The 25,246-nt window shown below is 63.9% G+C and carries 20 protein-coding genes; 8 read left to right on the forward strand and 12 right to left on the reverse strand.

Annotated elements, in window-relative coordinates:
* Positions 1–145 precede the first annotated feature (145 nt).
* The 5 genes from AC5I5I_RS22460 to AC5I5I_RS22480 all read right to left on the reverse strand — a co-directional run bounded on the left by AC5I5I_RS22460 (position 146) and on the right by AC5I5I_RS22480 (position 4,077).
* Positions 146–616 carry a hypothetical protein gene (locus AC5I5I_RS22460; protein ID WP_495976778.1) on the reverse strand — a complete coding sequence of 157 codons (471 nt, stop codon included), beginning with the start codon at positions 614–616 and terminating at the stop codon, positions 146–148.
* Between the two features lie 142 nt (positions 617–758).
* Positions 759–1,280, reverse strand: coding sequence for a GlcG/HbpS family heme-binding protein (locus tag AC5I5I_RS22465; protein ID WP_495976780.1), 522 nt, complete (start codon positions 1,278–1,280; stop codon positions 759–761).
* A gap of 47 nt (positions 1,281–1,327) precedes the next feature.
* Entirely contained in the window at positions 1,328–2,302 is a 975-nt protein-coding gene (locus tag AC5I5I_RS22470) for a Bug family tripartite tricarboxylate transporter substrate binding protein (protein WP_495976781.1), read from the reverse strand.
* Positions 2,303–2,471: 169 nt separating this feature from the next.
* Complete coding sequence (locus AC5I5I_RS22475) at positions 2,472–3,071, reverse strand: L,D-transpeptidase (RefSeq protein WP_495976783.1); 600 nt, start codon at positions 3,069–3,071, stop codon at positions 2,472–2,474.
* 190 nt (positions 3,072–3,261) lie between these two features.
* Positions 3,262–4,077 carry a hypothetical protein gene (locus tag AC5I5I_RS22480; RefSeq protein WP_495976785.1) on the reverse strand — a complete coding sequence of 272 codons (816 nt, stop codon included), beginning with the start codon at positions 4,075–4,077 and terminating at the stop codon, positions 3,262–3,264.
* A 160-nt stretch (positions 4,078–4,237) separates the two neighbouring features.
* On the opposite strand from AC5I5I_RS22480, the gene AC5I5I_RS22485 reads away from it, so the two are divergent.
* Together AC5I5I_RS22485 and AC5I5I_RS22490 are read left to right on the forward strand one after the other, a co-directional pair.
* On the forward strand, positions 4,238–4,594 hold the full coding sequence (locus AC5I5I_RS22485; protein ID WP_495976787.1) for a DMT family protein: 357 nt from the start codon (positions 4,238–4,240) through the stop codon (positions 4,592–4,594).
* 30 nt (positions 4,595–4,624) lie between these two features.
* A complete protein-coding gene (locus AC5I5I_RS22490) occupies positions 4,625–5,818 on the forward strand; it encodes an MFS transporter (RefSeq protein ID WP_495976789.1) in 1,194 nt (397 codons plus the stop codon).
* A gap of 63 nt (positions 5,819–5,881) precedes the next feature.
* Here AC5I5I_RS22490 and AC5I5I_RS22495 read toward each other — a convergent pair whose 3' ends face one another.
* From AC5I5I_RS22495 to AC5I5I_RS22505, 3 genes are all read right to left on the reverse strand, one after another.
* On the reverse strand, positions 5,882–7,003 hold the full coding sequence (locus tag AC5I5I_RS22495; protein ID WP_495976790.1) for a PQQ-dependent sugar dehydrogenase: 1,122 nt from the start codon (positions 7,001–7,003) through the stop codon (positions 5,882–5,884).
* Between the two features lie 127 nt (positions 7,004–7,130).
* Positions 7,131–7,343, reverse strand: a complete 213-nt coding sequence (locus tag AC5I5I_RS22500) for a hypothetical protein (RefSeq protein WP_495976791.1) — start codon at positions 7,341–7,343, stop codon at positions 7,131–7,133.
* 157 nt (positions 7,344–7,500) lie between these two features.
* Complete coding sequence (locus AC5I5I_RS22505) at positions 7,501–8,136, reverse strand: glutathione S-transferase family protein (RefSeq protein ID WP_495976793.1); 636 nt, start codon at positions 8,134–8,136, stop codon at positions 7,501–7,503.
* Positions 8,137–8,588: 452 nt separating this feature from the next.
* Between AC5I5I_RS22505 and AC5I5I_RS22510 the strand changes: the two genes are divergently transcribed.
* Together AC5I5I_RS22510 and AC5I5I_RS22515 are read left to right on the forward strand one after the other, a co-directional pair.
* Positions 8,589–9,794, forward strand: coding sequence for a pyridoxal phosphate-dependent aminotransferase (locus AC5I5I_RS22510; RefSeq protein ID WP_495976795.1), 1,206 nt, complete (start codon positions 8,589–8,591; stop codon positions 9,792–9,794).
* A 159-nt stretch (positions 9,795–9,953) separates the two neighbouring features.
* Positions 9,954–10,424, forward strand: coding sequence for a DUF992 domain-containing protein (locus AC5I5I_RS22515; RefSeq protein WP_495976797.1), 471 nt, complete (start codon positions 9,954–9,956; stop codon positions 10,422–10,424).
* A gap of 72 nt (positions 10,425–10,496) precedes the next feature.
* Here the strand turns inward: AC5I5I_RS22515 and AC5I5I_RS22520 are convergent, their stop codons facing one another.
* Positions 10,497–12,041, reverse strand: a complete 1,545-nt coding sequence (locus AC5I5I_RS22520) for a bifunctional metallophosphatase/5'-nucleotidase (RefSeq protein ID WP_495976799.1) — start codon at positions 12,039–12,041, stop codon at positions 10,497–10,499.
* Between the two features lie 37 nt (positions 12,042–12,078).
* On the opposite strand from AC5I5I_RS22520, the gene hemH reads away from it, so the two are divergent.
* On the forward strand, positions 12,079–13,137 hold the full coding sequence (gene hemH, locus AC5I5I_RS22525) for a ferrochelatase (protein WP_495976801.1): 1,059 nt from the start codon (positions 12,079–12,081) through the stop codon (positions 13,135–13,137).
* Positions 13,138–13,260: 123 nt separating this feature from the next.
* Positions 13,261–14,868 (forward strand): outer membrane beta-barrel protein, encoded by a 1,608-nt coding sequence (locus tag AC5I5I_RS22530; RefSeq protein ID WP_495976803.1) that lies wholly within the window; start codon positions 13,261–13,263, stop codon positions 14,866–14,868.
* A 66-nt stretch (positions 14,869–14,934) separates the two neighbouring features.
* Here the strand turns inward: AC5I5I_RS22530 and galU are convergent, their stop codons facing one another.
* Positions 14,935–15,810, reverse strand: coding sequence for a UTP--glucose-1-phosphate uridylyltransferase GalU (gene galU, locus AC5I5I_RS22535; RefSeq protein WP_495976804.1), 876 nt, complete (start codon positions 15,808–15,810; stop codon positions 14,935–14,937).
* A 170-nt stretch (positions 15,811–15,980) separates the two neighbouring features.
* Between galU and AC5I5I_RS22540 the strand changes: the two genes are divergently transcribed.
* Positions 15,981–17,408 (forward strand): lytic murein transglycosylase, encoded by a 1,428-nt coding sequence (locus AC5I5I_RS22540; protein WP_495976806.1) that lies wholly within the window; start codon positions 15,981–15,983, stop codon positions 17,406–17,408.
* A 104-nt stretch (positions 17,409–17,512) separates the two neighbouring features.
* Positions 17,513–18,988: an SGNH/GDSL hydrolase family protein gene (locus tag AC5I5I_RS22545; protein WP_495976807.1), complete on the forward strand. Its 1,476-nt coding sequence runs from the start codon at positions 17,513–17,515 to the stop codon at positions 18,986–18,988.
* A 30-nt stretch (positions 18,989–19,018) separates the two neighbouring features.
* Here the strand turns inward: AC5I5I_RS22545 and AC5I5I_RS22550 are convergent, their stop codons facing one another.
* Together AC5I5I_RS22550 and gltB are read right to left on the reverse strand one after the other, a co-directional pair.
* Positions 19,019–20,440 (reverse strand): glutamate synthase subunit beta, encoded by a 1,422-nt coding sequence (locus AC5I5I_RS22550; protein WP_495976809.1) that lies wholly within the window; start codon positions 20,438–20,440, stop codon positions 19,019–19,021.
* 12 nt (positions 20,441–20,452) lie between these two features.
* Entirely contained in the window at positions 20,453–25,159 is a 4,707-nt protein-coding gene (gene gltB, locus AC5I5I_RS22555) for a glutamate synthase large subunit (RefSeq protein WP_495976811.1), read from the reverse strand.
* Positions 25,160–25,246: the final 87 nt, after the last annotated feature.

A 25,246-nucleotide genomic window follows, 5' to 3' on the forward strand; every position in this document is an offset into this window, starting at 1 on the left:
CCACACACAGCAAAAGGCGGCGCCGCGGCGCCGCCTGGCTCAATCGCGATCTTGTCGAATGCCGGTCGTTAGACCGGCTTCATGTCGAGAGAATGGCGATTGCCGCACGCCGAAGGCCTGCCGGCGTGGCAGCCAGGCCGCGGTTTCAGCTCTGGCAGGACGTGGCCGGGGTCATGGCGGCGGGATCGCCCGGGCCGGCAAGGACGCCGGTGAGCGACGATGTCTCCGCCGCGTCGTCCGACGTCGCGCCCGGACGCAGGCGCCGCTGCAGATAGTAATTCGTCAGACCGACCATCAGCTTTTCGCGCGCGTGCTCTGCGCAATTCCGGTCGATCACGGCGATCACCGGATTCACGGTCATGTCCTCGCCGTGCTCGGCCTCGCGTCCCGCAGCGGCATAGCCATCCGTGGTCGATGCCGAAACCGGACCGCGCAGGACCGCCGATGTCGTCACCACGAGACTGGCGAGCATCATGCCGCCGGCAAGAACGCCGACCGGACTGACCGGCGATCTTTCGGGCTTTTCACTCGGCGGCTTGCGATCGCGGAACAACGGCCGCGGCGGAAACAGCCAGAGATAGGGAGGAGACGACTTCAACAGCGAGAGGAGTTTCATGGTTCGGCCCTGCGACAGCAGCGCTATACCGAAGCCACGGCTTAAGCTCGCTTAAGACGCAAGAACGATCCGCAAGGAGGGTGACGCCGACGCTAACGCAATCGTTCAAATTGCAACTGTCGAACCGCTCCGCCAATAACGATCAGAGTTTGCGGTCGCGAATGCCCACTCTCTCGTAAATCTCGTTGATATGCTTTTTGACGCCGTCTGCCACCGAATCGTCCGCAGCGGTCTTCGCCCAGCCGACCTTGTTGCGCGCATATTCGGCGATCTCTTCGTCCTGATTGGACGTTGCACCGCTGACCGCATAGGCGCCGATCATCTCGTTGCCATGGAATACCGGATGCGAACCGCCTGACGCTGCGATCTTCCCGTTTGTGAACACCGACGCGTTGGCCATCAGCTGCGGATTGCGCTCCTTGAACCATTGCTGGATCACGAGTCCGTCGGGAAAGCGCGGGCTCATCGAGCGAAACGCCGCGACGGTATAAGCCTTGGCGATTGCGGTGTCGGGCGTGATGAAGCCGGCGCCGTCCATACGTTCGAGTGCGATCAGGTGGCCTTCCGGTCCAACCACGGCGGTGGTGACGGCCACGCCCATCTCCCTGGACTTTTCGTCCACCGCATCGAAGAAAGGTCGGCAGGCTTTCGCGCTCAGCTTCATCGGTTCGATCCTGTTGTCATTGCGCTGCGATTCCGCAGCCTCAATTGTTACTTGCTTTTCTCGAGGCCGGCGGCCTTGACCACCTTGCTCCACTTTTCGGTTTCGCTCGCAATCAGTTTTGCGAACTGCTCCGGTGAGCCGCCGAGAATGTCCATGCCCTGTTTCGAGAGCGCTTCGACGACGTCGGGTGATTTGAGCGCTTCGTTGGTCGCCTTCGACAACTTGTCGATGACGTCCTTCGGCGTCCCAGCCGGGGCCAGCAAACCGAACCAGAGGCCGGTGTCGAAACCCTTCAATGCGGCTTCGTCCATCGTCGGCAATTCGGGCGCGGCATTGGTGCGCTTCAACTGCGTGGAGGCGAGGGCCCGCAAGGTGCCTTTACTCACATGCTGCAACACGGTCGGCGCCGGCGAGAACATGACCTGCACGCGGTTGGCGAGGAGGTCGGTCACCGCCTGTCCGCTGCCGGGGTAAGGGACATGCACGAGCTTCACGCCTGCCATCTGGTTGAACAGCTCGCCGGAAAGATGCGGGGATGTTCCGACGCCGGAAGAGGCGAATGACAGGGAATCGGGTTTGGATTTCGCAAGAGCGATCAGTTCGCCGACGCTCTTCACGCCGGTGTCCGGGTGCACAACCAGGATGTTCGACAACACGACCAGCGGCGTGACCGGTGCAAAGTCGCGGGCGAAGTCGAAGCGGTTCTGCGGCGCCAGCGTGGTGTTGATCGTATTGGCAACCGTTCCCAACAGAAGGGTGTACCCGTCCTTGGGCGCCTGAGAGACAAACTCGGTGGCGATGTTGCTACCGGCGCCCGGCTTGTTCTCGACGATGAATTGCTGTCCGAGCAACTGCCCCAGTTTCTGCGCGACAACGCGCGCCGTGGTGTCAGCAGATGCACCGGCGCCGAAACCGACGATGACGCGTACCGGGCGCGAGGGATAGCTGTCCTGGGCGAAAGCGGGTGCGGTGATAGCAAGCAGCAAGGCGGCAAACGCGCACCGCGCGATCATGACAGACATGGCATCTCCTCCGATCGACCGTCTCAAGCGGCCGTGCCGGTCTGTCATAAAGCCGAACGCAACGACATGCGCGCAAAAAAGCCGCCCGTCGGCGGCTTTTTTCGTCTCGCTATTTCGACCTTGCGAAAAGCCTAGCGGTTTTTCGGCTCACGAAATGAAGTCGCAATCGTCAGCGGTGCTGCACGACGATCTTGGTGCCGACCGGCACGCGCGAATAGAGGTCTTCGATCTCGCTGTTGACCAGCCGGAAGCAGCCCGACGACACCGCATGGCCGATTGTCTCCGGCGCATTGGTGCCGTGTACGCGATACACCGTGCTGCCGATGTAAAGCGCGCGTGCGCCCATCGGATTGCCCGGACCGCCGGCCATGAAGCGCGGCAGATACGGCTGGCGCTCGATCATCTCCGGCGGCGGCGTCCAGTCCGGCCATTCCTGCTTGCGCGAGATCTTGTGGATGCCGCCCCAGCGGAAGCCGTCGCGGCCGACGCCGACGCCGTAGCGGATGGCGCGATTGTCGCCCTGCACGAGATACAGGAAGCGATCATGCGTGTTCACGATGATCGTGCCCGGGGCTTCATGCGTGCGGTAAAAAACCGCCTGACGCCTCAGTTCGTAGGGCAGGGAGAAGCCTGCATTGCCGTCCACGCCGGGATCGCGATCGTTGATCGTCGGTGCCGGCACCTGGCCCGCACCTTGTCCAACGACCGGTGCCGGCAGGCCGCACGCAACCACTATGCCGGCGAATGCCAGCCCTCGTATCCAGTTCATGTTGAAAACCCGGCTCCCCAAGAACAATGTTGACGAAACTCTGACCCAAATATGTGGCAAAATTCAATATGCGCGGACGTCAAAACTCCGCGACAGTATGGCTCGGAATGGTTCTTTATTACCTCCCCGGCCGCCGGGAAGGAGCGTCCGGGCGCGGCGATCCGCAACCGGACGGTGACCCTGCCCCCGGCTACTGCTGGCCCGGGCCGGCGCCGACATAGCCGGTGATTTTCCAGCCGCTGGCGTCCTTGATGTAGCAAATCTGGTCGTTTCCGAGCGGCGAGAGGATGTCGGCGGAGATGTAGCCGACCTTGCCGGACGGGGTTACGACCCGCACCATCGGCACCTCGTTCTGTTTCGGGGCGGCCTGTTTGGGATCCGGCATGATGCGGATCAGCACCATCCCGAGCTTTTCCGTCACCGGCGCATCGGCGCGGGGGGCGCCGCGGACCTCGACATTTTCATCCAGCGGATAGGCAAAGTCGCCGGGATCGGTGCCGGTGGCCTTGGCCACCTCTTCCAGCTGCTTTTCGTCGAACTGCGGATCGGCGGGCGAGCAGATCACGCCCTGCCGGCCGGGAAAGGCGGTCGCGGTCGGATCGGCGGCGTAACCCTGCAGGATGTCCCAGCCGACCGGCTGCTTTCCGCCCAGCACGATCGCCGTGGCGAGATTGTCGATCCCGGATTTCTTCTTGTCGGCCTGGTCGCCCTTTTCGCCTTCCCAGAAGAAGCCCTGCGTCACGACCAGCTTCGCAAGCGCGGCGCGGTCCTTTTTCGCGCCGATTTCGCCGAGCTGCTTGCGGAAGGCCTCGTAACTCGGGTCGTTGACCGGCGCGGGAATTTTCACGGCGATCGGGGTGTAGGGCTTGGCGGGAGCGGCCGGCGGCGGGCCTTTCTGCGGGGGCTGCTTCGGCTGGGCTTGCGCGCCGAAGGGCGCCGCAAGGAGGATGGCGGCGGCTAGGGCGGTCGCACGGATCGCGGTCGCATGGCGTGTTGTCTGGCGCATCGTGATTCTCCGGGGGAGGACAGCGAAGCGTAAAGCCTGGGGCACGAAATTGCGACCGCTCTACGGCGCTCCGCCTGATCATTTTTGAGGTCAGGCAGGACTGCGCACTTTCGCGACGGCGATGCTAGAAACCGCTGTCATTCACGCCAAACGGTTCCCCATGTCACCCACATCGCCGTATCTGCTGCCGATCCTCCTGCTGCTCGGCTCCAATGTCTTCATGACTCTCGCGTGGTACGGTCACCTGCGGTTCAAGGAACAGCCGCTGCTGATCGTGATCTTCGTGGCCTGGGGCATCGCTTTCGTCGAATATTGCATGGCGGTGCCGGCCAATCGCTGGGGCAGCGAGGTCTATACGACCGCACAGCTCAAGACGATCCAGGAGGTGATCACCCTCATTGTCTTTGCCGGCTTCTCGGTGGTCTATCTGAAGGAGCCGTTCACCTGGAACTATGCGGTCGGCTTCGGCTTTATCGCGGTCGGCGCTTTCTTCGTTTTCAAGGGCCCGTTGTCCTGAAGTCGGATCGCCAGGCCAGGGTCTCTCCTGATGACACGGCGGTCGTTGCTGGCGCTGGGTGCGTTGAATTTCTTCGTCGCCGATGTTCGCGACGGACTCGGTCCTTTCCTTGGTGTCTTCCTGCAATCGCAGGCCTGGTCGCCGGCGGAGATCGGGATGGCCATGACCATCGGCGGACTGGCCGGCGTTATGGCCACGGTGCCGGCCGGCCTGATGGTCGACAGTACGAAGGCAAAGCGCGCCGTTCTCATGGTTGCAGCCATTGCAATCGTTGTTGCATCGGCCGCCAACTACTATTCACCTGACTTTATGGTGACGGCTGCCGCGCAGGCCATCAGCGGCATTGCCGGCGCCGTGATCCCGGCAGCGATTGCCGCCATCACGCTCGGCTTGGTGTTGCAGCGGGGGTTTGCGCATCAACTCGGCCGGAACGAAGCGTTCAACCACGCCGGCAACGTCGTCGCGGCGTTGCTGGCCGGCGGGCTTGGTTATCTATTTGGGCTGGGTGCGGTTTTCGCGGTCATGAGCGTTCTCGCCGTGGCCGCCATCGCTTCCACCGCGCTGATCAATCCCGCCGACATCAATCACGCCGCCGCGCGAGGCTCGCCGGAGAACGCAGAGCAGTCCGGCTCCGGCTTCTCGATCGTGCTGACATCCGTACCCTTGCTGGTGCTGGCCGCGACCCTGCTGCTGTTTCACCTCGGCAACGCGGCGATGCTGCCGCTCTTGGGGCAAGCCATCGTGGCGCGCGGCGGTGGCGATCCCAGCGCCCTGACCGGAATGACGGTCATCATTGCGCAGTTGACGATGATCCCGATGGCTCTGGCGGCGGCGGCGCTCGCCGAGCGACGTGGCTATTGGGTGGTCCTGTTGCTGGCGCTGTTGGCCTTGCCGATCCGTGGGGCCATCGCCGCGTATCTGACAAGCCCTTACGGCCTGATACCGGTGCAGATGCTCGACGGCGTCGGAGCGGGTCTGTTGGGCGTTGCTGTCCCCGGCCTTACGGCACGCATTCTATCGGGTACCGGTCATGTCAATGCCGGCATCGGTATCGTCATGACCTTGCAGGGCGTCGGGGCGGCCCTCAGCCCGTCATTGGGCGGTGAGATTGCCGAACGGTTCGGCTATGCGGCAGCCTTTGCGGCCCTCGGCCTCGTGGCGACAGCGGGCCTCGTCCTGTGGGTGGCGATGCGTCCGCTCACGGCGCCGGCGTGCCGGGCGTAGTCTCTCATCGCTGGTTCTTGTGCGTCTCGATAAGGCCGAGGAAGCGAGAAAACTCCGGCGCGCTTATTTCGCGGGCGTCAGCCGCAGGATGCGGCCCTGGGCATCGTCGGTCACCAGCCACAGCGCGCCGTCCGGTCCGGTGCGGACGTCGCGGATGCGTTCGCTGAGCTGGCGCAGCATCCGTTCCTCGCGGGTGACTTTCTCGCCGTCGAGTTCGAGCCGCACCAGCGTCTGCGTGCGCAGGCCGCCGATAAAGGCGTTGCCTTTCCATTGCGGGAACAGGTCGCCGGTATAGATGGTGAAACCAGACGGTGCGATCACCGGGGTCCATTGCCGGATCGGTTGCTCCATCCCGGCCTTGCTGGTCGCTTCATGGATTTTGGCGCCGCCGTAATTGACGCCAAAGCCGATCACCGGCCAACCGTAATTCTTGCCGGCCTCGGGAATGTTGAGTTCGTCGCCGCCCTGCGGACCGTGCTCGTGCATCCACAATTTGCCGGTGGCCGGATGCAGCGTCGCGCCCTGGCTGTTGCGATGGCCATAGCTCCAGATTTCGGGTTTTGCGTCCGCGCGCCCGACAAACGGATTGTCCTTCGGGATCGAGCCGTCGGGCGCGATCCGGATGATCTTGCCGATATGATTGTCGAGGGTCTGGGCGCTCTTGGACGCGCTGCCGTGGTCGCCGGTGGTCAGAAACAGGTTGCCGTCGCGCGCCTGCACGATCCGGCATCCGTAATGCAGGCCGCGGGAGGGCGGACCCTCCTGCCGGAAGATGCGCCGAACGTCGGTCAGTTGCGTCTTGGCGACGTCCAGCCTGGCGCGCGCGAGTGCTGTCTGGGCGCCGCCGTCGACCGGATCGGAATAGCAGAAATAGATCGTGTTGTTGGCCGCGAAATCGCGGTCGAGGATCACATCCAGCAGGCCGCCCTGATTCTGCGACAGAACCTTCGGCACGCCGCCGAGCGGTGAGGACAGTTTACCGTCACGGCTCGCGATGCGCATGCTGCCGCTTCGCTCGGTCACGAGCATGCGCCCGTCGGGGAGAAAAGCGAGGGCCCACGGGTAGGACAGACCGGAGACGATGGTTTCGACGCGGATATCGCCCGCGTCCGATTTGAAGACCTGTTGGGCCTGCGCCGTTAGCGCGGGCAGCGTCAGCACGGCCGCAATCGCGTAAGCTTTCATGTCCACCGCTCTCCAAAAACAGGACAGCTAACGGTAGGGGGCCGGACAGCGTTCCGTAAGAGCGCCGCAATGCCGCAACCGATCCGGCCACGGCACTGCCATCAGGGCGTATCTTCCCGGAAACAGGTCAGCGGAGGAGGGCGTCGCCGCTCGCGGCCGGTGCGCTTAAGCCCACGGCCCGCGCGGTGCCGATGGCGACCGCGGTCAATGCGACGACGATGCAAATCACGAGCGCGGCGGTCATCAGCAGATGCGCCAGCACGAGCTTCCGTTTGGTCAACGGACGGGCGTTCCGTTCGGGATGGTGGAAGCCGATCCCGGCCATCCGTTCCCTGGTCATGACAGTGGCTCCGACGAGCGAATCAACCCCCGGAGGCATAATCTTACGGGATGGCGGCGACGCCCCGGCCGGAAAGCGGCGCAAGGCGTCATCTCTGATGGCAATTTGATGACAAGGCGTTAACGGCCCCTTAACCGTTAACGACTAGTTAACTTTTTCACTCCGCCGCCACGCTCAATGCCTCCGGGCGATGATCCATCGCGATGTGAAGCGGCTCTGCTGCCACGCGGGCGAACCACTCGCGCAAGGCCGGAAACGGGCGCAGGTCGAAATCGCATTGCTCGGCGAGATGCGTGTAGGAATAGAGCGTGACATCGGCCACCGAATAGCGATCGCCGGCGACGAATCGATTACGCGCCATGTGCTTGTCGAGCAGGTTCAGCGAACGCTGGCCTTCCTCCATCCAGTCGTCGAGCGCGTGCTGCTGCAACTCCCGGCCGCCCTTGACGAGACACAGCCAGAAATACGCGGCACCGATATTCGGCACGATGGCGTGCTGCTCGAAGAACATCCATTGCAGCACGCGCGCACGTTCGAGCGGGCCCTCGCCATCGAGATGGGAGCCTTCCGCAAGATACCACAGGATTGCGTTCGACTCGGCCAGATAGCGGCCGGGTTCGACTTCCAGCAGCGGGATCTGGCCGTTCGGATTCTTGGCGAGGAAATCCGGCGTGTGGGTTTCGCCCTTCAGGATGTCGACCTCGACCAGCGCATGCGGAATCTGAAGCTGCGCCAGAGCAAGGCGCACCTTGTAGCAATTCCCCGAGCGCTGCATCGAATAGAGCGTGTACATCCGTGGCTCCTGACTCAGATTTTTCAGCCGCGGTCCCCACACGGTCATGATGACGCGGCGGAGACAATAAGAAAAGCCCGGCCTTTGCAAGGCGGCCAGGCGGCACCGGATCACAAAGTGACGTTCATTGCGTGACACTGCGCTGCAGCGAAATAAACGTTTCGTGTTTGCTTTAATCGCTTCAAACTGGAGAGACCTGTGACGGCGCGCGGTATCCCTGACGCGCGAGTCGCCCTGGGGTCTCGGCGCGATAAACCGCTGAAATCCGCGAGCCTCGCGTTTCGCGCCGGCGTGGCCCAAGGCGTCCCTTTGGAGGCAGGAGCGGGCGCTCCAGCCATCGCTTTCCTGAATAAGCCCATCACCGATTGTTGCTTGCGGCGCAGCAAAATGGGCATTACCAAGCGCTCGCAATCCCTTGGTATCCACCTGCTAGCAAGACCGGAGCCCTTCCAATGGCCTTCCTCGCCGACGCGCTCGCCCGCATCAAGCCGTCCGCCACCATCGCGGTGACCGACAAGGCGCGCGCGCTCAAAGCCGCCGGCCGCGACGTGATCGGGCTCGGCGCAGGCGAGCCGGATTTCGACACGCCGGCCAACATCAAGGCGGCCGGCATCAAGGCGATCGAGACCGGGAAGGCGGCGAAATACACCGCTGTGGACGGCATTCCCGAGTTGAAGGCTGCGATCGCCGGCAAGTTCAAGCGCGAGAACGGCATCGACTACAAGCCGTCGCAGATCATCGTCGGGACCGGCGGCAAGCAGGTATTGTTCAACGCGCTGATGGCGACCATCAATCCGGGCGATGAAGTGATCATCCCGGCGCCTTACTGGGTCAGCTATCCGGAGATCGTGGCGCTGCTCGGCGGTACGCCGGTTTCGGTCGTGACCACGATGGAGAGCGGCTTCAAGCTCACCGCATCGCAACTTGAAAAGGCGATCACGCCGAAGACCAAGTGGCTGATCTTCAACTCGCCCTCCAACCCGACCGGCGCGGCCTACACCCGCGACGAGGTCAAGGCGCTGACCGATGTGCTGATGAAGCATCCGCATGTCTGGGTGCTGACCGACGACATGTACGAGCACCTGGTCTATGACGACTTCGTATTCACCACGCCCGCGCAGGTGGAGCCGCGCCTTTACGAGCGCACGCTCACCCTCAACGGCGTGTCGAAGGCCTATTGCATGACCGGCTGGCGCATCGGCTATGCCGGCGGGCCGGACCATCTGATCAAGGCGATGGCGATGTTGCAGTCGCAGTCGACATCCAACCCGTCGGCGGTGGCGCAATGGGCCGCGGTCGAAGCCTTGACCGGACCGCAGGATTTCATCGCCAAGCACAACGCGGTGTTCAAGGAGCGTCGCGACCTGATCGTGTCGATGCTCAATCAGGCCAGCGGCATCAAATGCCCGACGCCCGAGGGCGCGTTCTACGTCTATCCGTCCTGCGCCGGCACCATGGGCAAGACCGCACCCTCTGGCAAAAAGCTCGCGACCGACGAGGATTTCGTCACCGAGCTGCTGGAGACCGAGGGCGTGGCGGTGGTGCAAGGTTCCGCGTTCGGGGCCGGGCCTGCGTTCCGCATTTCCTACGCGACCAAGACCGAAGACCTGGAAGAGGCGGGGCGGCGCATCCAGCGCTTCTGCGGCAACCTGAAATAAGCCAGCCGCCGCCGGGAGATTGCGGTGGGAGCCATTTAACGGAAATGCAGCTTCGCGCCCGTAACCTGCCGGCGGGCGGCGCGGACTAATTTCGGCCCGACTTCTGGCGCCAATTGGCCGCGGCTCTTTCACGATTCTCAAGTTTCAAGAGGGAACTTCATGCTCCGATCATCGCTCTTCGCTGCCGTGATGCTGGTCTCCGCATCCGCCATCCCGGCGTCCGCGCAACAACAGGTTCAGGCCGGCGTCCTGGAATGCCGGGGCGGTGGCTCGGTCGGCTTCGTCATCGGTTCCGTCACCGAACTGAGCTGCATCTTCCGTCCGGATTTCGGGCCGCGGCAACTCTACACTGCGGTCATGCGGCGCGCCGGCGTCGATCTCGGCGGCACCGCCGTATCCAGCCTGGTCTGGGGCGTGTTCGCACCGACCCAGCAGATCGGACTGGGCGACCTCTCGGGCAATTACGGCGGCGTGACCGCGGGCGCCGCGGTCGGCGTCGGAGCCGGCGCCAATGTCATGTATGGCGGGTCCAACAATTCCTTCGCGCTGCAGCCGCTCAGCGTCGAGGGGCAGGTCGGTCTGAACGTCTTCGCCGGCGTCGCGGGCCTGGAACTGCGCTTCGCGCCGTAAACGCTGCGCTCATCGGTTTTCAGTGAAGCGCCCTCTCCCGCCCGGGAGAGGGCGTTTTTGATTCAGGGCCGACTATCCCTGTTTGAATACGATGCGTCCTTCGATCCCGGTCCGCACCGTCTTGATCTTCTGCAGATATTCGATGACGGCATTGGTCATCAGCGGGCCGTCGTGGCCCGGGATGATCTCCCGCACGTTGTTGAACATCTCGTAGCCATCGCCGCCACCGGACATGAAGTCGTTGGTCGCGAGCCGGTAGATCCGGCCGTCCTCCAGCGGCTTGCCGCCGGCCTCGACCGACACCACGCGCTGACCGACGGGCCGCGACGGATCGACCACGATTTTCAGGCCCGATACCTGCGGAAAGCGTCCGGCCGCACGCGGCAGATAACTGAAACCGTTCTCGAGTGCGGCTCGCACCGCCCGTCCGGACAGGTCGAGCACCGAGATGTGATTGTTGAACGGCAGTTCCGCCATGACATCGCGCCGCGTAATGGTCGTGCCCGCCGGATAGACGCGGCCGCCGCGGATGCCGCCGCCGTTGGTGATGGCGATCTCGGCGTCGGCCTCGGCGCGCATCGCATCCGCGATCAGATCGCCGATCGCCGCCTCCTGCGTCCGCACCGTGGCGTTGCGGCTGTCGAGTTCGACCGCGGTGGTCGCGATGGCAACGTCGAGCGCGCTCGACAGCTTCTTCTCATAGCCGTTGACGACGGCGAGGACGTCGGGGTCCGGCGTCACATTGCGGGTATCGACGACGCGGAATTCCGGATGCCAAACCACCTCGCGCCGTCCGTCATTGGTGCGCGTCGTGAAGGTGACATCGATGCACGTGACGAAATGCGCATCGTAACTCGACTCCGCCGCGGCGGTGCGGCCGTCGTAATTGAGCCAGAGATCGTGGTCGTGACCGCTCAGGATCAGGTCCACGACATTCAAGCGATACATCGCCTCGTCCTTGGCGCGATCGGTATGCACACAGGCCACGACGAAGTCGGCGCCCTCCTTGCGCAGCGCCGCCGCCTGTTTCTCGATGGTCTCGACCGCCTTCGGGAATTTCAGGTCGCCCGGGCTCGACAGGATGACCGCTTCCTCGTCGGTCGCGGCTGCGATCCCGATCCGGATGCCGTCGACCGTCATGACGGTGCGCTCCTGCAGACCCTTCGCCAGCGTGCCGTCGGGGTTCAGGATGTTGGCGCAGTAAATCGGGAATTTGGCCTCGGCCATTCGCTTGAAGAACACGTCCTTGCCGAAATCGAATTCGTGGTTGCCCGGCACGAACACGTCCGGCGCGATCATGTTGGTCAGCACCATGATGTGCTCGCCCTGGTCGATGCCTGACATCAGCGAGGGCGACAGCGTGTCTCCCGCATGAACGAAGATCACCGGCCCCTTGGCCCGCTCGGCCTTCACCACCGCGGCGAGGCGCGCGAAGCCGCCGCGGGGTTGCCCGTCCGGGGCCGGCTGTTCGCTCATCTGGTAGATGTCGTTGACCAGAACGAAGGTGACGCGCGATCGCGTGGCCTGGGCCGATGTCAGGCGGGGCAGGGCGGCGATCAGCGCCAGGGCGGACGATCCGAGCAGGAGCAGGCGGCGGGTGATGGTCATTTTCGTCATTGATTTCCGGCGGGAAGGTGTGGCTTAGCATGGCTCCATGAACGACGCATCGTCAGACGCGGTCTCAAAATCGCATCGGCCTGCCGGCCATCCGCCGGTCAAATCCGGCAAGATCGGCGTTCTGATCGCCAATCTCGGCACCCCGGATGCGACCGATTATTGGTCGATGCGGCGTTATCTGAAGGAATTCCTGTCCGACAAGCGGGTGATCGAGGAAAACTCGCTGACCTGGAAGCTGGTCTTCAACCTGATCATCCTGACCCGCCGGCCGGCCACCAAGGGGCATGACTACGACACGATCTGGAACCGCGAACTGAACGAATCGCCGCTCAAGACCATCACCCGCTCGCAGGCGCAGAAGCTGGCGGCGTCGCTCGCGCCGGTGGACAGCCGGATCGAGGTCGAGTGGGGCATGCGCTACGGCAACCCTTCGGTGGGCTCGGCCATCGACGCGCTGATGGCGAAAGGCTGCGACCGCATTCTCTATGTGCCGCTTTATCCGCAATATGCGGCGGCGACCACGGCGACAGCCTGCGACGCGGCTTTCAAGCACCTTATGACGATGCGGTGGCAGCCGACCTTGCGGGTGGCGCCGCCCTACCATGACGAGCCCGCTTATATTGATGCCCTGGCCTCGTCCATGCGCGAAGAACTGGCGAAGCTCGCCTTCGAGCCCGAGGTGATCCTCGCTTCTTTCCACGGTATTCCGCAGGATTATTTCGACAAGGGCGATCCCTATTACTGCCATTGCGCCAAGACCACGCGGCTCCTCCGCGACGCGCTCGATTACGGCGAAGATCGCCTGCGGATGACGTTCCAGTCGCGGTTCGGCACGGCCGAATGGATCAAGCCCTACACCGACAAGACGGTCGAGGCGCTGGCGCAAGGCGGGGTGAAGAATCTCGCGATCGTGACGCCGGGCTTCTCCGCCGATTGTCTCGAAACGCTGGAAGAGATCGCAGTCGAGAACGGCGATATCTTCAAGGCGCATGGCGGGGTGAACTTCGCCGCCATCCCATGCCTCAACGACAGCCCGCAGGGAATGGATGCGATCCGTGCGGTGGTGCTGCGCGAACTGATGGGCTGGGTGTCCTAACCCGCCGTTAACCATCTCCGTTTTAACTCCGTTAACCATTTCCGCCGGCCGCGAGGCTGGCTGCCCGTATGTGCGCGTCCCCGTTGGGGGGCGCTGACATGCGGGCGCGGCAGGAGTTGATGCGTGGCGCGCGGCCTCGTCCCGATCGTGGTGCTCAGCCTGGCCGGCCTCTGCGCGAGCGTGCCGGCCTTGGCGCAGCAGGCCGAGCCGCGCGACCCCTCGACGCCGACGCTGTTCGATCCGCATTTCGATTCAGGCCGCACCCAGCAATTCCGCCGACCTGGCGCGCCGGCGCGGCCCGGCGAGCCGATTGCGCCGGTGTCGAGTGCTGCCGGCACGACCGGCTTCGACGCCACCAATGCACGGGTCCGGCGCAAGGCGAAGGAGGCCGCACAGAAGCGTGCGCGCACCGATGCCGACAATCTTCCGCCGATTGCCGCCACGGCGCCGGACCGGACGGTGGCTGCTCCGTTTCAGCGCCAGGAGAGCCGTGCAGCGCAGCGCCGGCGCGCGACCAATTCGGCGCCGATCCCGCTCGATGCCACCGGTGCGGTGGTTGCGCGTCCGGTTCGCAAGCGTGTGGATGAGGAGGACCCGTTCGGCCCGGTCGGTTTCTATGCCGGCTCGTTCCTCTACAAGCCCGCGCTGGAAGTATCAGGCGGCTACAACAGCAACCCGGGTCAGCGCCAGTTCCCGAAAGGATCGACGTTCGAAAAAGTCGCGCCCGAAGTCAGCATCAAGTCGGACTGGTCGCGGCACGAATTGTCCGCCGACCTGAAGGGTAGTTACATCTGGTACAACCAAAACGGTCTTGAAAACCTCAGCCAGCCCAATCTCGATCTGCAAGCCAGGGGGCGGCTCGATATCAGCAAGCAAACCAAAGCCGAATTCGAAGGCCGTTTCGGTTTGCAGGCGGACAATCCGGGCGATCCGAATTTGCCCGCCAATATCTCTACGCCTCCACTCTACATCACGCCCGGCGCGACAGCAGGGATCACGCACAGCTTCAATCGGCTTGAATTATCTCTGAAAGGCTCGATTGATCGCACAGCCTATGGCGATGCAGAGACCTATCAGGGCACGTATGTCGACTTCCGCGACCGCAACTATAATCAATATGGCGCGCGGGTGCGCGCGGCTTATGAGATGCTGCCCGGCATCAAGCCGTTCGTGGAATACGGCATGGATCAGCGGCGACACGACCGCGAAAACGATGCCGCAGGCGTCGCGCGCAATTCCGATGGCTCGACCATCAAGGTCGGATCGGAATTCGAATTGTCCCGCCAGCTGGTCGGCGAGGCGTCGATCGGCTTTCTGGAACGTAGATACGCAGACGACACGTTTCCCACCATTCGCGCGCCCCTGGTCGACGCAAAACTCACCTATTATGCGACGCCGCTGACCACGTGGAAGATCTACGCCAAGACCTCGGTCAATGAGTCCATCCTGTCTGGTGTGGCGGGCGCGCTCAGCCAGGATTACGGGGTGCAGATCGATCATGCCTTCCGGCGCTGGCTCATCGGCACCGTGACACTCGGATACGGCACCGACAATTACGAAGGCTCTGACCGCACTGACGACCGCTTTCTGATCGCCGCTAGCATGATCTACAAGCTGACCCGCGAAGTTCACCTGAAGGCGGAAGCGCGCCGTGAATGGCTGAAGTCGACTGTCGAGGGCTGGGACTACACCTCGAATATCTTCACGCTGGGATTGCGGTTGCAGCGGTGAGGGGCTGAAGCGTCGCCCTCCGAGGCGCGGCTCGCGCCACGCGCTTCAGGGTGACGGATCGGGATATTACCCCAGCAATCCCTTCAGTTCCTCGCGCAACTCGCCGGCAATGTCCTTGCGCTTGAGCGCATAGGCGACGTTGGCGGTCAGGAAGCCGAGCTTGGAGCCGCAATCGTAGGACCGGCCCTCGAACTTCACCGCGTAGAAGGGCTGGGTCTTGGCAAGCGTGATCATCGCGTCGGTGAGCTGGATTTCGCCGCCGGCGCCGGTCTGCTGGTTCTCCAGGATCGAAAAAATCTCCGGCTGCAGGATGTAGCGCCCGGTGATCGAGAGATTGGATGGCGCGTCCTCGCGCTTGGGCTTCTCGACCATTTGCGTGATCGGCATGACGGCGCCACTGTCCTTGCCGACACCGACGATGCCATACATGTGCACGCGATCGGCCGGCACTTCTTCCACCGCGATGATATTGGCCTTGCCCTTCTGCTTGTTGTAGGCGGCAACCATCTGCGCGAGGCAGCCGGGCTCGTTCTGCACCAGCACGTCAGGCAGCACGACCGCGAACGGCTCGTTGCCGACCAGTTCGCGCGCGCACCACACCGCGTGACCGAGGCCGAGCGGCGATTGCTGGCGGGTGAAGCTGGTGGTGCCGGCGTCCGGCGTGTCTTCCGCAAGAAGCTTCAGTTCGCTTTTCTTGCTGCGCTCTTTCAGTGTTACTTCGAGTTCGAACTGCCGGTCGAAGTGATCCTCGATCACGCCCTTGTTGCGTCCTGTGACGAAAATCAGGTGCTCGATGCCGGCTTCGCGCGCCTCATCAACCACGTGCTGGATCAGCGGACGGTCGACCACCGTGAGCATTTCCTTCGGCATCGCCTTGGTCGCCGGAAGAAAACGGGTGCCGAGACCGGCCACCGGGAAGATCGCCTTACGGATGGGCTTCATGTGGGGAACCGCGGAAGACTGTGGAAAACGGGGCTTCTGTTAACATGGGTTTGAACGAAAAACCGTCGCAGGCCGCAAAACCTCCACGGATTTATGAATGTCGTTAATCGTCTGGCAACCGTATGCGTTCCCCATAGGGCGCTTTTGTGTCCCGGTTGCGTGAGGGTGAGATGGTCCGTCGGCGTGGAACCACTGCGAGTCTGTGCGCGGTCGCCGCTCTCGGCACATTGCTGATCGGCTGTGCCGGCGCGACCGACGATCGCAGCGTCATGGCGACGTCTTCAATTCCGCAGCCTGCCGGTGTCCCGCAATCTGCCGGTGTCCCGCAAGCCCGGGCGGCTGCCCCGGCTCCGAGAGCCGCGCATTCGGCCAGCGCGCGCCGCTCCTTCGCCCAGGCGACCGGCCCGGACTGGAGCGGCGAGTCCGGCTCATCCGGCCATCCGGAGATGTCGGCCGACGCCATTCGCGCCGCTGCCGCCGATTTCCAGGGGTGCCTGCAACGGCTTTATCCGGCAGCGGCGAAACGCGGCATTCCGAAGCAGGCCTACGATGCCTTCACTCGCGACCTGACGCCCGATCTGCGGATCATGGATCTGGTGGATGCGCAGCCCGAGTTCACGCTCGCCTTCTGGGATTATCTCGACCGGCTGGTTGGCGAGGAGCGCATCCAGCGCGGACGCGAAATCCTTGCCGAAAACCGCGCGGCATTCGATGCGATGGAGAAGACCTACGGCGTCGACCGCTATGTCATCGCCGCGATCTGGGGCATCGAGTCGAAATACTCGACGATGATGGGGGAGCGTTCGGTCGTGCGCTCGACCGCGACGCTTGCCTGTGTTGGACGCCGCCAGGATTATTTCCGCAATGAATTCCTGGCCGCGATCGAAATCCTGTATCGCGGCGACGTTCACGCCGATCGGATGAAGGGCTCCTGGGCCGGCGCGTTCGGGCCGACGCAGTTCATGCCGACGGTCTACAAGAATTACGCCGTCGATGCCGACGGCGATGGCCGGCGCGATCTCACCACGTCGGTGCCCGATCTCCTATTCTCGACCGCAAATTACTTCCGGCGCAATGGCTGGGAGAGCGGACAGACCTGGGGCTACGAGGTCGAGGTTCCGAAAAGCTTCAATTTCATGCTGGCCGATCGCAGCAAGCAGATGACCCTGCGCGAATGGGAGCAACTCGGCATCAGGCGGGCGGGCGGCAAGCCGTTTCCGCGCCCATCCGACCGCGCGTTCCTGATGGTCCCGGCGGGCAGCCAGGGCCCGGGCTTCCTGATGCTGAATAATTTTCGCGTGATCATGCGCTACAACCCGGCCGAGGCATACGCGCTGGCGATCGGGCATCTGTCGGACCGGCTGAGGGGCGGCGACCCCCTGATCCAGTCCTGGCCGCGGCATGAGCGGGTTCTGACGCGCGACGAGCGCACCGAAATGCAGCAATTGCTGGCCCGCCGCGGCTTCGATATCGGCACCCCGGACGGCCGGTTGGGACCCAAGACCCGCGCCGCGATCCGCGATTTCCAGGCGCGAGCCGGGCTCGTTCCGGACGGTTTCCCGAGCACCACGGTGCTCGTCCGATTGCGCGGCGGTTGAGGGCAGGGCGGATCGATCTTCGACTCGCCATGTTCTTTTGCTATTGGTGTCCGATATGACCCGGGCAGTCGCCGGGCGATGGGCACCGGTTACGCAAGGGCCAAATGGCGCGCAATAACGATACGCGAAGGCGCTGGCTGCTTCGGGCGATGGGTCTTGCTGGCCTGGCGCTGGCGGCGGCCGTGACCGGCTGGCCGGCGCAGGCGCAGTTTTTTCCCTTCGACGATCGCTTTTTCGGCCCGCCCCGACCGCAAAAGCCGCGTGCGCCGGTCCAGCAGGATTTCAGTACAGCGCCCGCTCCGAAAAAGGTCGAGGTGCCGCCGTCCATCCGGATTCTGGTGCTCGGCGACACGATGGCCGACTGGCTTGCTTTCGGCCTCGAGGAGCAACTCGCCGAGACGCCCGAGATCGGCATCGTGCGCAAGCACCGCGCGTTTTCCGGCCTGATCCGCTACGAGCAGAAGAGCGATGCGGAATGGCCGAAAGTCGCGCGCGAACTGATCGCCGCCGAAAAGCCGCAGGCGGTGATCGTCCTTCTCGGCTTGCAGGACCGTGTGGAGATTCGCGAAAAGGCGCCGCCGAAGCCGCAGCCGGCGGCCAAGCCCGGACAGGCCGGACAGGCCGCGCCGCAGGGCCAGAAGCCCGGCGAGGTCAATAACGACGAGACCCCGACGATTGCCGCAACGGAGCCGCAGCGCGCGCGTCCCGCCGCTCCGGCCGAATTCCGCAGCGAGCAGTGGGAAGAGCTTTACGGCGCCAGGATCGACGAGATGATCGCCGCGCTTCGCACCGCCAATGTCCCGGTGTTGTGGGTCGGCGTGCCGGCGGTTCGCGGCGCGAAGTCGACCGCCGACATGCAATATCTGAACGACATCTTCCGCGCGCGCGTCGAGAAGGCCGGCTTCCTCTTCGTCAATATCTGGGACGGCTTCGTCGATGAGCGCGGCAATTTCATGCAGCGGGGGCCGGACGAGACCGGCCAGATCCGTGTGCTGCGCGCGCAGGACGGCGTGCATTTCACCCGCTTCGGCGCCCGCAAGCTCGCGCATTATGTCGAGCGCGATCTCAAGCGCGTGCTGCGCGAGCCGATCCCCGCGGCACTCTCCAACGTGTCGGTCGACCCGCAGCCGGCGCAGCCGGCAAAGCCCGCCGGTCCGACCGCGCGGCCGCTGGCAGGGCCCGTGATCCTGCTCGGTACGCCGCTGCAAGAGCCGACCGATCTTGCCGGTGCCGCTCCCGCCAAGACGCCGCCGGCGCTGGATGCCGTGGCCAATCGCATGCTGGTGAAGGGCGAGCCGCAGCGTTCCGAAGCCGGACGCGCCGACGATCTCGCCTGGCCGCCGCGGATGCCGAATCTGGTTGCGTCCGAGCCGCTGCCGCCGACCGGCGCGCCGCTTGCAATCGTGCGCGCTCAGCCTGCCGCAGCACCGGTTCAGCAGGCGGCGGCACCGGGGCAGAAGCCGGGGGCGCCGGCGCCGCGTGTCGCCGCCCAGCGACAGCAGCAACAGCAGCCGTTCTGGCGGCGGCAGGCCCCGGAATCTTCCGGCCCGCGGTTCTTCTTCGGATTGTTCGGGCGGTAGATTCTTGATCGTACCCCGACGCCGCTGCCCTTATCGCGGCAGCGTCGTCGTTCCCATCAGGAACTTGTCGATCGCGTGCGCGCATTGGCGCCCCTCGCGGATCGCCCAGACCACCAGCGACTGGCCGCGGCGCATGTCGCCGGCCGCGAACACCTTGGCGATCGAGGTCTTGTAATCCTCGGTATTGGCCTTGGCGTTGCCGCGCGGATCGAGCGCCACACCGAGCGAGGCCAGCATGCCGTCCTTCACCGGATGCACAAAGCCCATCGCGAGCAGCACCAGATCGGCCTTTACGGTGAATTCGGTGCCGGGGATCGGCTTGATCTTGTCGTCGGCGCGAACGCAGCGGATCGCGGTCACCTTGCCGTTCTCGCCTTCGAAGGCTTGCGTCAGCACCGAGAATTCGCGTTCGGCGCCTTCCTCATGGCTCGACGAGGTGCGCAGTTTGTAGGGCCAGTCCGGCCAGGTCAGCGCCTTGTTCTCGCGCACCGGCGGCATCGGCATGATTTCGAAATTTGTCACCGACAGCGCGCCCTGGCGGATCGAGGTGCCGATGCAATCGGAGCCGGTATCGCCGCCACCGATCACCACGACATGCTTGCCGCCGGCCAGGATCTCCTTCACGCCGTTCAGCGGCTCGCCGGAGACTCTCCGGTTCTGCTGCGGCAGGAAATCCATCGCGAAATGGATGCCGTCGAAGTCGCGGCCGGGGATCGGCAGGTCGCGCGGATGCTCGGCGCCACCGGTGAGCGCGACGGCGTCATAATCGGCGAGCAGCTTGTCGGCCGGCATGTTGACGCCGACATGCACGCCGTAATGGAAGGTGACGCCTTCGGCTTCCATCTGATTGACGCGCAGGTCGACGACGCCCTTCTCCATCTTGAAGTCGGGAATGCCGTAGCGCATCAGGCCGCCGGCCTTGGCAAATTTCTCGTAGACATGCACGTCGTGGCCGGCGCGTGCGAGCTGCTGCGCGCAGGCCATGCCAGCGGGGCCTGAGCCGATCACGGCGACCTTCTTGCCCGTCTTGTGCGCGGCCGGCTCCGGCTTGATCCAGCCGTTCTCGATCGTCGCCTTGTCGGCGATCGCGCATTCGATGGTTTTGATGTTGACCGGAACGTCCTCAATATTGAGCGTGCAGGACGCTTCGCACGGCGCCGGACACACGCGGCCGGTGACTTCCGGAAAATTGTTGGTCGACAGCAGGTTGCGCGCGGCCTCTTCCCAGTTGCCGCGATAGACGAGGTCGTTCCAGTCCGGGATCTGGTTGTTGACCGGGCAGCCGTTGTGACAATAGGGGATGCCGCAATCCATGCAGCGCGCGGCCTGGTCGCGCGTCTCGTTTTCAGGAAGCAGCAGCACGAATTCGCGATAATTCCTGATACGCTCCTCGACCGGAGCGTAATCGCGATCCTCGCGTTCGATCTCGAGGAAGCCCGTAATCTTACCCATTGATGACAGGCCTCACTCCGCAGCCTCGAGCGCTTGCGCGGCCTGAATTTCCTTCAGCGCGCGGCGATATTCGAGCGGCATCACCTTGCGGAATTTTCCGCAATAAGTCTTCCAGTCGTCGAGGATGGCCTTTGCCCGCGTCGATCCGGTCAGCTTCGCATGCTGGCCGATATAATAGCGCAGGCGTTCGGCATCGTGCCGCGTCATGTCGGTCAGGATCTCGACGCGGCCGGCGGTCTCGAGGTCGTGTTTCGAATGATAAAAGCGCTCGTTGATGGATTCTTCCGCTGGCACGGGTTCGAGGTCCACCATCGCCATGTTGCAGAGCTTTTCGAAATCGCCGCTCTCGTCGAGCACGTAGGCGATGCCGCCCGACATGCCGGCTGCGAAATTGCGGCCGGTCGGGCCGAGCACGATGACGATGCCGCCGGTCATGTATTCGCAGCAATGGTCGCCCGCGCCTTCGACGACTGCGACCGCACCGGAATTGCGCACGGCGAAGCGCTCGCCGGCAACGCCGCGGAAGTAGCATTCGCCGAAAATCGCGCCATACAGCACGGTGTTGCCGACGATGATCGACTCCTCCGGCACGATGCCGGAATCCGCGGCCGGCCGGACGATGATCTTGCCACCGGACAGGCCCTTGCCGACATAGTCGTTGCCTTCACCCTGCAGGTCGAAGGTAACGCCCTTGGCGAGCCACGCGCCGAAGCTCTGGCCGGAGGTCCCGGTCAGCGACACATGGATGGTGTCGTCGGGCAACCCTTCATGGCCGTAGCGCTTGGCGACTTCGCCCGACAGCATCGCGCCGGCTGACCGGTCGATGTTGCGGATTTCAGTGTTGATCTTTACCGGCGCACCGCCATCGAGGGCGGGCCGCGCCTGCGCGATCAGCCTGCGGTCGAGAATGTCGCTGATCTTGTGATCCTGCTTTTCGCAATTGAAGATCGCGACGCCTTCCGGTGCGACCGGCTTGGTGAACATCTTGGAGAAGTCGAGCCCCTTGGCCTTCCAGTGTTCGACCACCGCGCGCCGGTCGAGCATCTGCAACTGACCGATCATCTCGTCGAAGGTGCGGAAGCCCATCTCGGCCATGATCTCGCGTACTTCCTCAGCAACGAAGAAGAAGTAGTTGATCACATGCTCAGGCTGGCCGGTGAACCGCTTGCGCAGCACCGGGTCCTGGGTCGCGACGCCGACCGGGCAGGTGTTGAGGTGACACTTGCGCATCATGATGCAGCCGGCCGCGATCAACGGCGCGGTGGCAAAGCCGATCTCGTCAGCACCGAGCAGCGCGCCGATCACGACGTCGCGGCCGGTGCGGATGCCGCCATCGACCTGCACGGTGATGCGGCCGCGCAAGCGGTTGGCAACCAGCGTCTGGTGCGTTTCGGCAAGGCCGATTTCCCACGGCGAGCCGGCATGCTTGATCGAGGTGAGGGGGGAGGCGCCGGTGCCGCCCTCATAGCCGGCGATGGTCACATGGTCGGAGCGCGCCTTGGACACGCCCGCCGCGACCGTACCGACGCCGACCTCGGACACGAGCTTCACCGACACGTCGCCCGCCGGATTGACGTTCTTCAGGTCGTAGATGAGCTGCGCGAGGTCTTCGATCGAATAGATGTCGTGATGCGGCGGCGGTGAGATCAGCCCGACGCCGGGCGTCGAGTGGCGCACCTTGGCGATCACCTGGTCGACCTTGTGGCCCGGCAATTGTCCGCCTTCGCCGGGCTTTGCGCCCTGCGCCATCTTGATCTGCATCACGTCGGAATTGACGAGATATTCGGCGGTGACGCCGAAGCGGCCCGAGGCGACCTGCTTGATCGCCGAGCGCATCGAATCGCCATTCGGCATCGGCCTGAAACGGTCGGCTTCCTCGCCGCCTTCGCCGGTATTGGACTTGCCGCCGATCCGGTTCATCGCGATCGCGAGCGTGGTATGCGCCTCGCGCGAAATCGAACCGAACGACATGGCGCCGGTGGCGAAGCGCTTGACGATGTCCTTGGCCGGCTCGACGTCCTCGAGCGGCACGGGCTTGCGGCCGTCTTCTTCCGCGCTCTTGATCCGGAACAATCCACGGATGGTGAGCAGCTTCTCAGTCTGCTCGTTCAGGGTCCGCGCGAAGGCGCGATATTGCTCATAGGAATTGCCGCGCACCGCATGCTGCAGGTTCGCGACCGTCTGCGCGGTCCAGACGTGATCCTCACCGCGCACGCGATAGGCATATTCGCCGCCGACATCGAGCGCATCGCGATAGACCGGCGCATCGCCGAAGGCGTCGCGATGCCGCCGCACGGTTTCCTCGGCGACCTCGGCAAGGCCGACGCCTTCGATGCGCGTATGCGTTCCGGTGAAATAGGTCGCAACGAATTCGCTGCTCAGGCCAATTGCATCGAAGATCTGCGCGCCGCAATAGGACTGGTAGGTCGAGATGCCCATCTTGGACATCACCTTCATGATGCCCTTGCCGACCGACTTGATGTAGCGCTTGACGACTTCCTTGTCGTCGAGCTTCTGCGGCATCGCGTCCTTCATCGCGATCAGGGTCTCGAACGCGAGATAGGGGTTGATCGCTTCGGCGCCGTAGCCTGCGAGACAGGCGAAGTGATGCACTTCGCGCGGCTCGCCGGATTCAACCACCAGGCCGACCGAGGTGCGCAGCCCCTCGCGGATCAGGTGATGATGCACGGCGGCGCAGGCCAGCAGCGCCGGAATCGGCACGCGCTCGGCGCTGACCTTGCGATCCGACAGGATGATGATGTTGATGCCGGCGCGCACCGCCTTCTCGGCGTCAGCCTTCAACTGCTTCAGCGCCGGCTCGAGTCCGGCCGCGCCCTGTTCGGCCGGGAAGGTCGTATCGAGCGTGCAGGACTGGAAGTGATTGTCCTCGATGTCGCCGATCGAGCGGATCTTTTCCAGGTCCTTGTCGGTCAGGATCGGCTGCCGGGTCTCGAGGCGCTTGGTGGTCGAGGTGCCTTCGATGTCGAACAGGTTCGGCCGCGGCCCGATGATCGACACCAGGCTCATCACGATCTCTTCGCGGATCGGATCGATCGGCGGGTTCGTGACCTGCGCGAAATTCTGCTTGAAATAGGTGTAGAGCAGCTTCGACTTGTCCGACATCGCCGAAATCGGCGTGTCGTTCCCCATCGAGCCGATCGCTTCCTCGCCGGTCGAACCCATCGGGGCGAGCAGGATCTTGATGTCTTCCTGGGTGTAGCCGAAAGCCTGCTGCCGATCGAGCAGCGACAGGTTCGACAACGCCGACTTGCCGTTGGATTCGGGCAGCTCTTCGAGCACGATCTGGGTCGCGTGCAGCCACTCCTTGTAGGGATGCGACTTGGCGATCTGCGCCTTCAGTTCCTCGTCGGGGATCAGGCGGCCTTCCTGCAGGTCGACCAGCAGCATCTTGCCGGGCTGCAGACGCCATTTCTTGACGATGTCCTTTTCCGGAATCGTCAGCACGCCCATCTCGGACGCCATGATGATGCGGTCGTCGCGGGTCAGGTAATAGCGCGCCGGGCGCAAGCCGTTGCGGTCGAGCGTGGCGCCGATCTGGGTGCCGTCGGTGAAAACCATGGCGGCGGGGCCGTCCCACGGCTCCATCAGCGCGGCATTGTATTCGTAGAACGCACGGCGCTCTTCGTCCATGAGCGGATTGCCGGCCCAAGCCTCCGGAATCATCATCATCATGGCGTGGGACATCGGATAACCGCCCATCACCAGGAATTCGAGCGCGTTGTCGAAACAGGCGGTGTCGGACTGTCCCTCATAGGAGATCGGCCAGAGCTTGTTGATGTCGTCGCCGAACAGCGGCGAGGAGACCGACGCCTGCCGCGCCGCCATCCAGTTGACGTTGCCGCGCAGCGTGTTGATTTCGCCGTTATGCGCGATGAAGCGATACGGATGGGCGAGCGACCAGGCCGGGAAGGTGTTGGTCGAGAACCGCTGATGCACCAGCGCCAGCGCGCTGTCGAAATCGGGCTCGTGGAGGTCAGGATAATAGGCGCCGAGCTGGTCCGCGAGGAACATGCCCTTGTAGATGATGGTGCGGCAAGACAGCGACACCGGATAATAGCCGGAGAGGCGGCGCTCGCGGCGCTGGTAGATCGCGTTCGAGATTGCCTTGCGCAGGATGTACAGACGGCGCTCGAAATCCTGCTCGGTCTTGATGTGCGCGGGGCGCTCGATGAACACCTGCATGTGCACGGGTTCGGTCGGCTTGACCGATTCACCGAGCGTCGAATTGTCGGTCGGGACCTCGCGCCAGCCCAGGATTTTCAGGCCTTCCTGCGCCGCGACCTCTTCGTAGGTCTTGCGGATCTGATCGCGCCATTCCTGGTCGCGCGGCAGGAACAGAAAGCCGACCGCGTAATGGCCGGGCGCGGGCAGGGTGAAGCCTAATTCCTTCGCCTTGCGGGCGAAAAAGGCATGCGGGATTTGCACCAGGATGCCGGCGCCGTCGCCGGCGCGCGGGTCGGCGCCGACGGCGCCGCGATGCTCGAGATTGACCAGGATGGTGAGCGCATCCTCGACGATCTTGTGCGACTTGCGGCCCTTGATATCGGCGATGAAGCCGACACCGCAGGAATCCTTGTCGAGTGCCGGGTCGTAAAGACCGGTCGCGGCTGGCAGCCCGGGATCGGCGGAATCGGCAAAATCGGACGCGCGCAAGGCGGTCCGCTTTTGCTGCTCTCCCCGATCGATCTTCCAGCTCATATCGATGCCGTCCCTTGAAGCATTCCTCGGCGTACCTGCCGCCTTCGCCGCGCCGGTATCCCGGCCACTGCGTTCGGCGAAAATTTC

This window comes from Pseudorhodoplanes sp. (assembly GCF_059499825.1).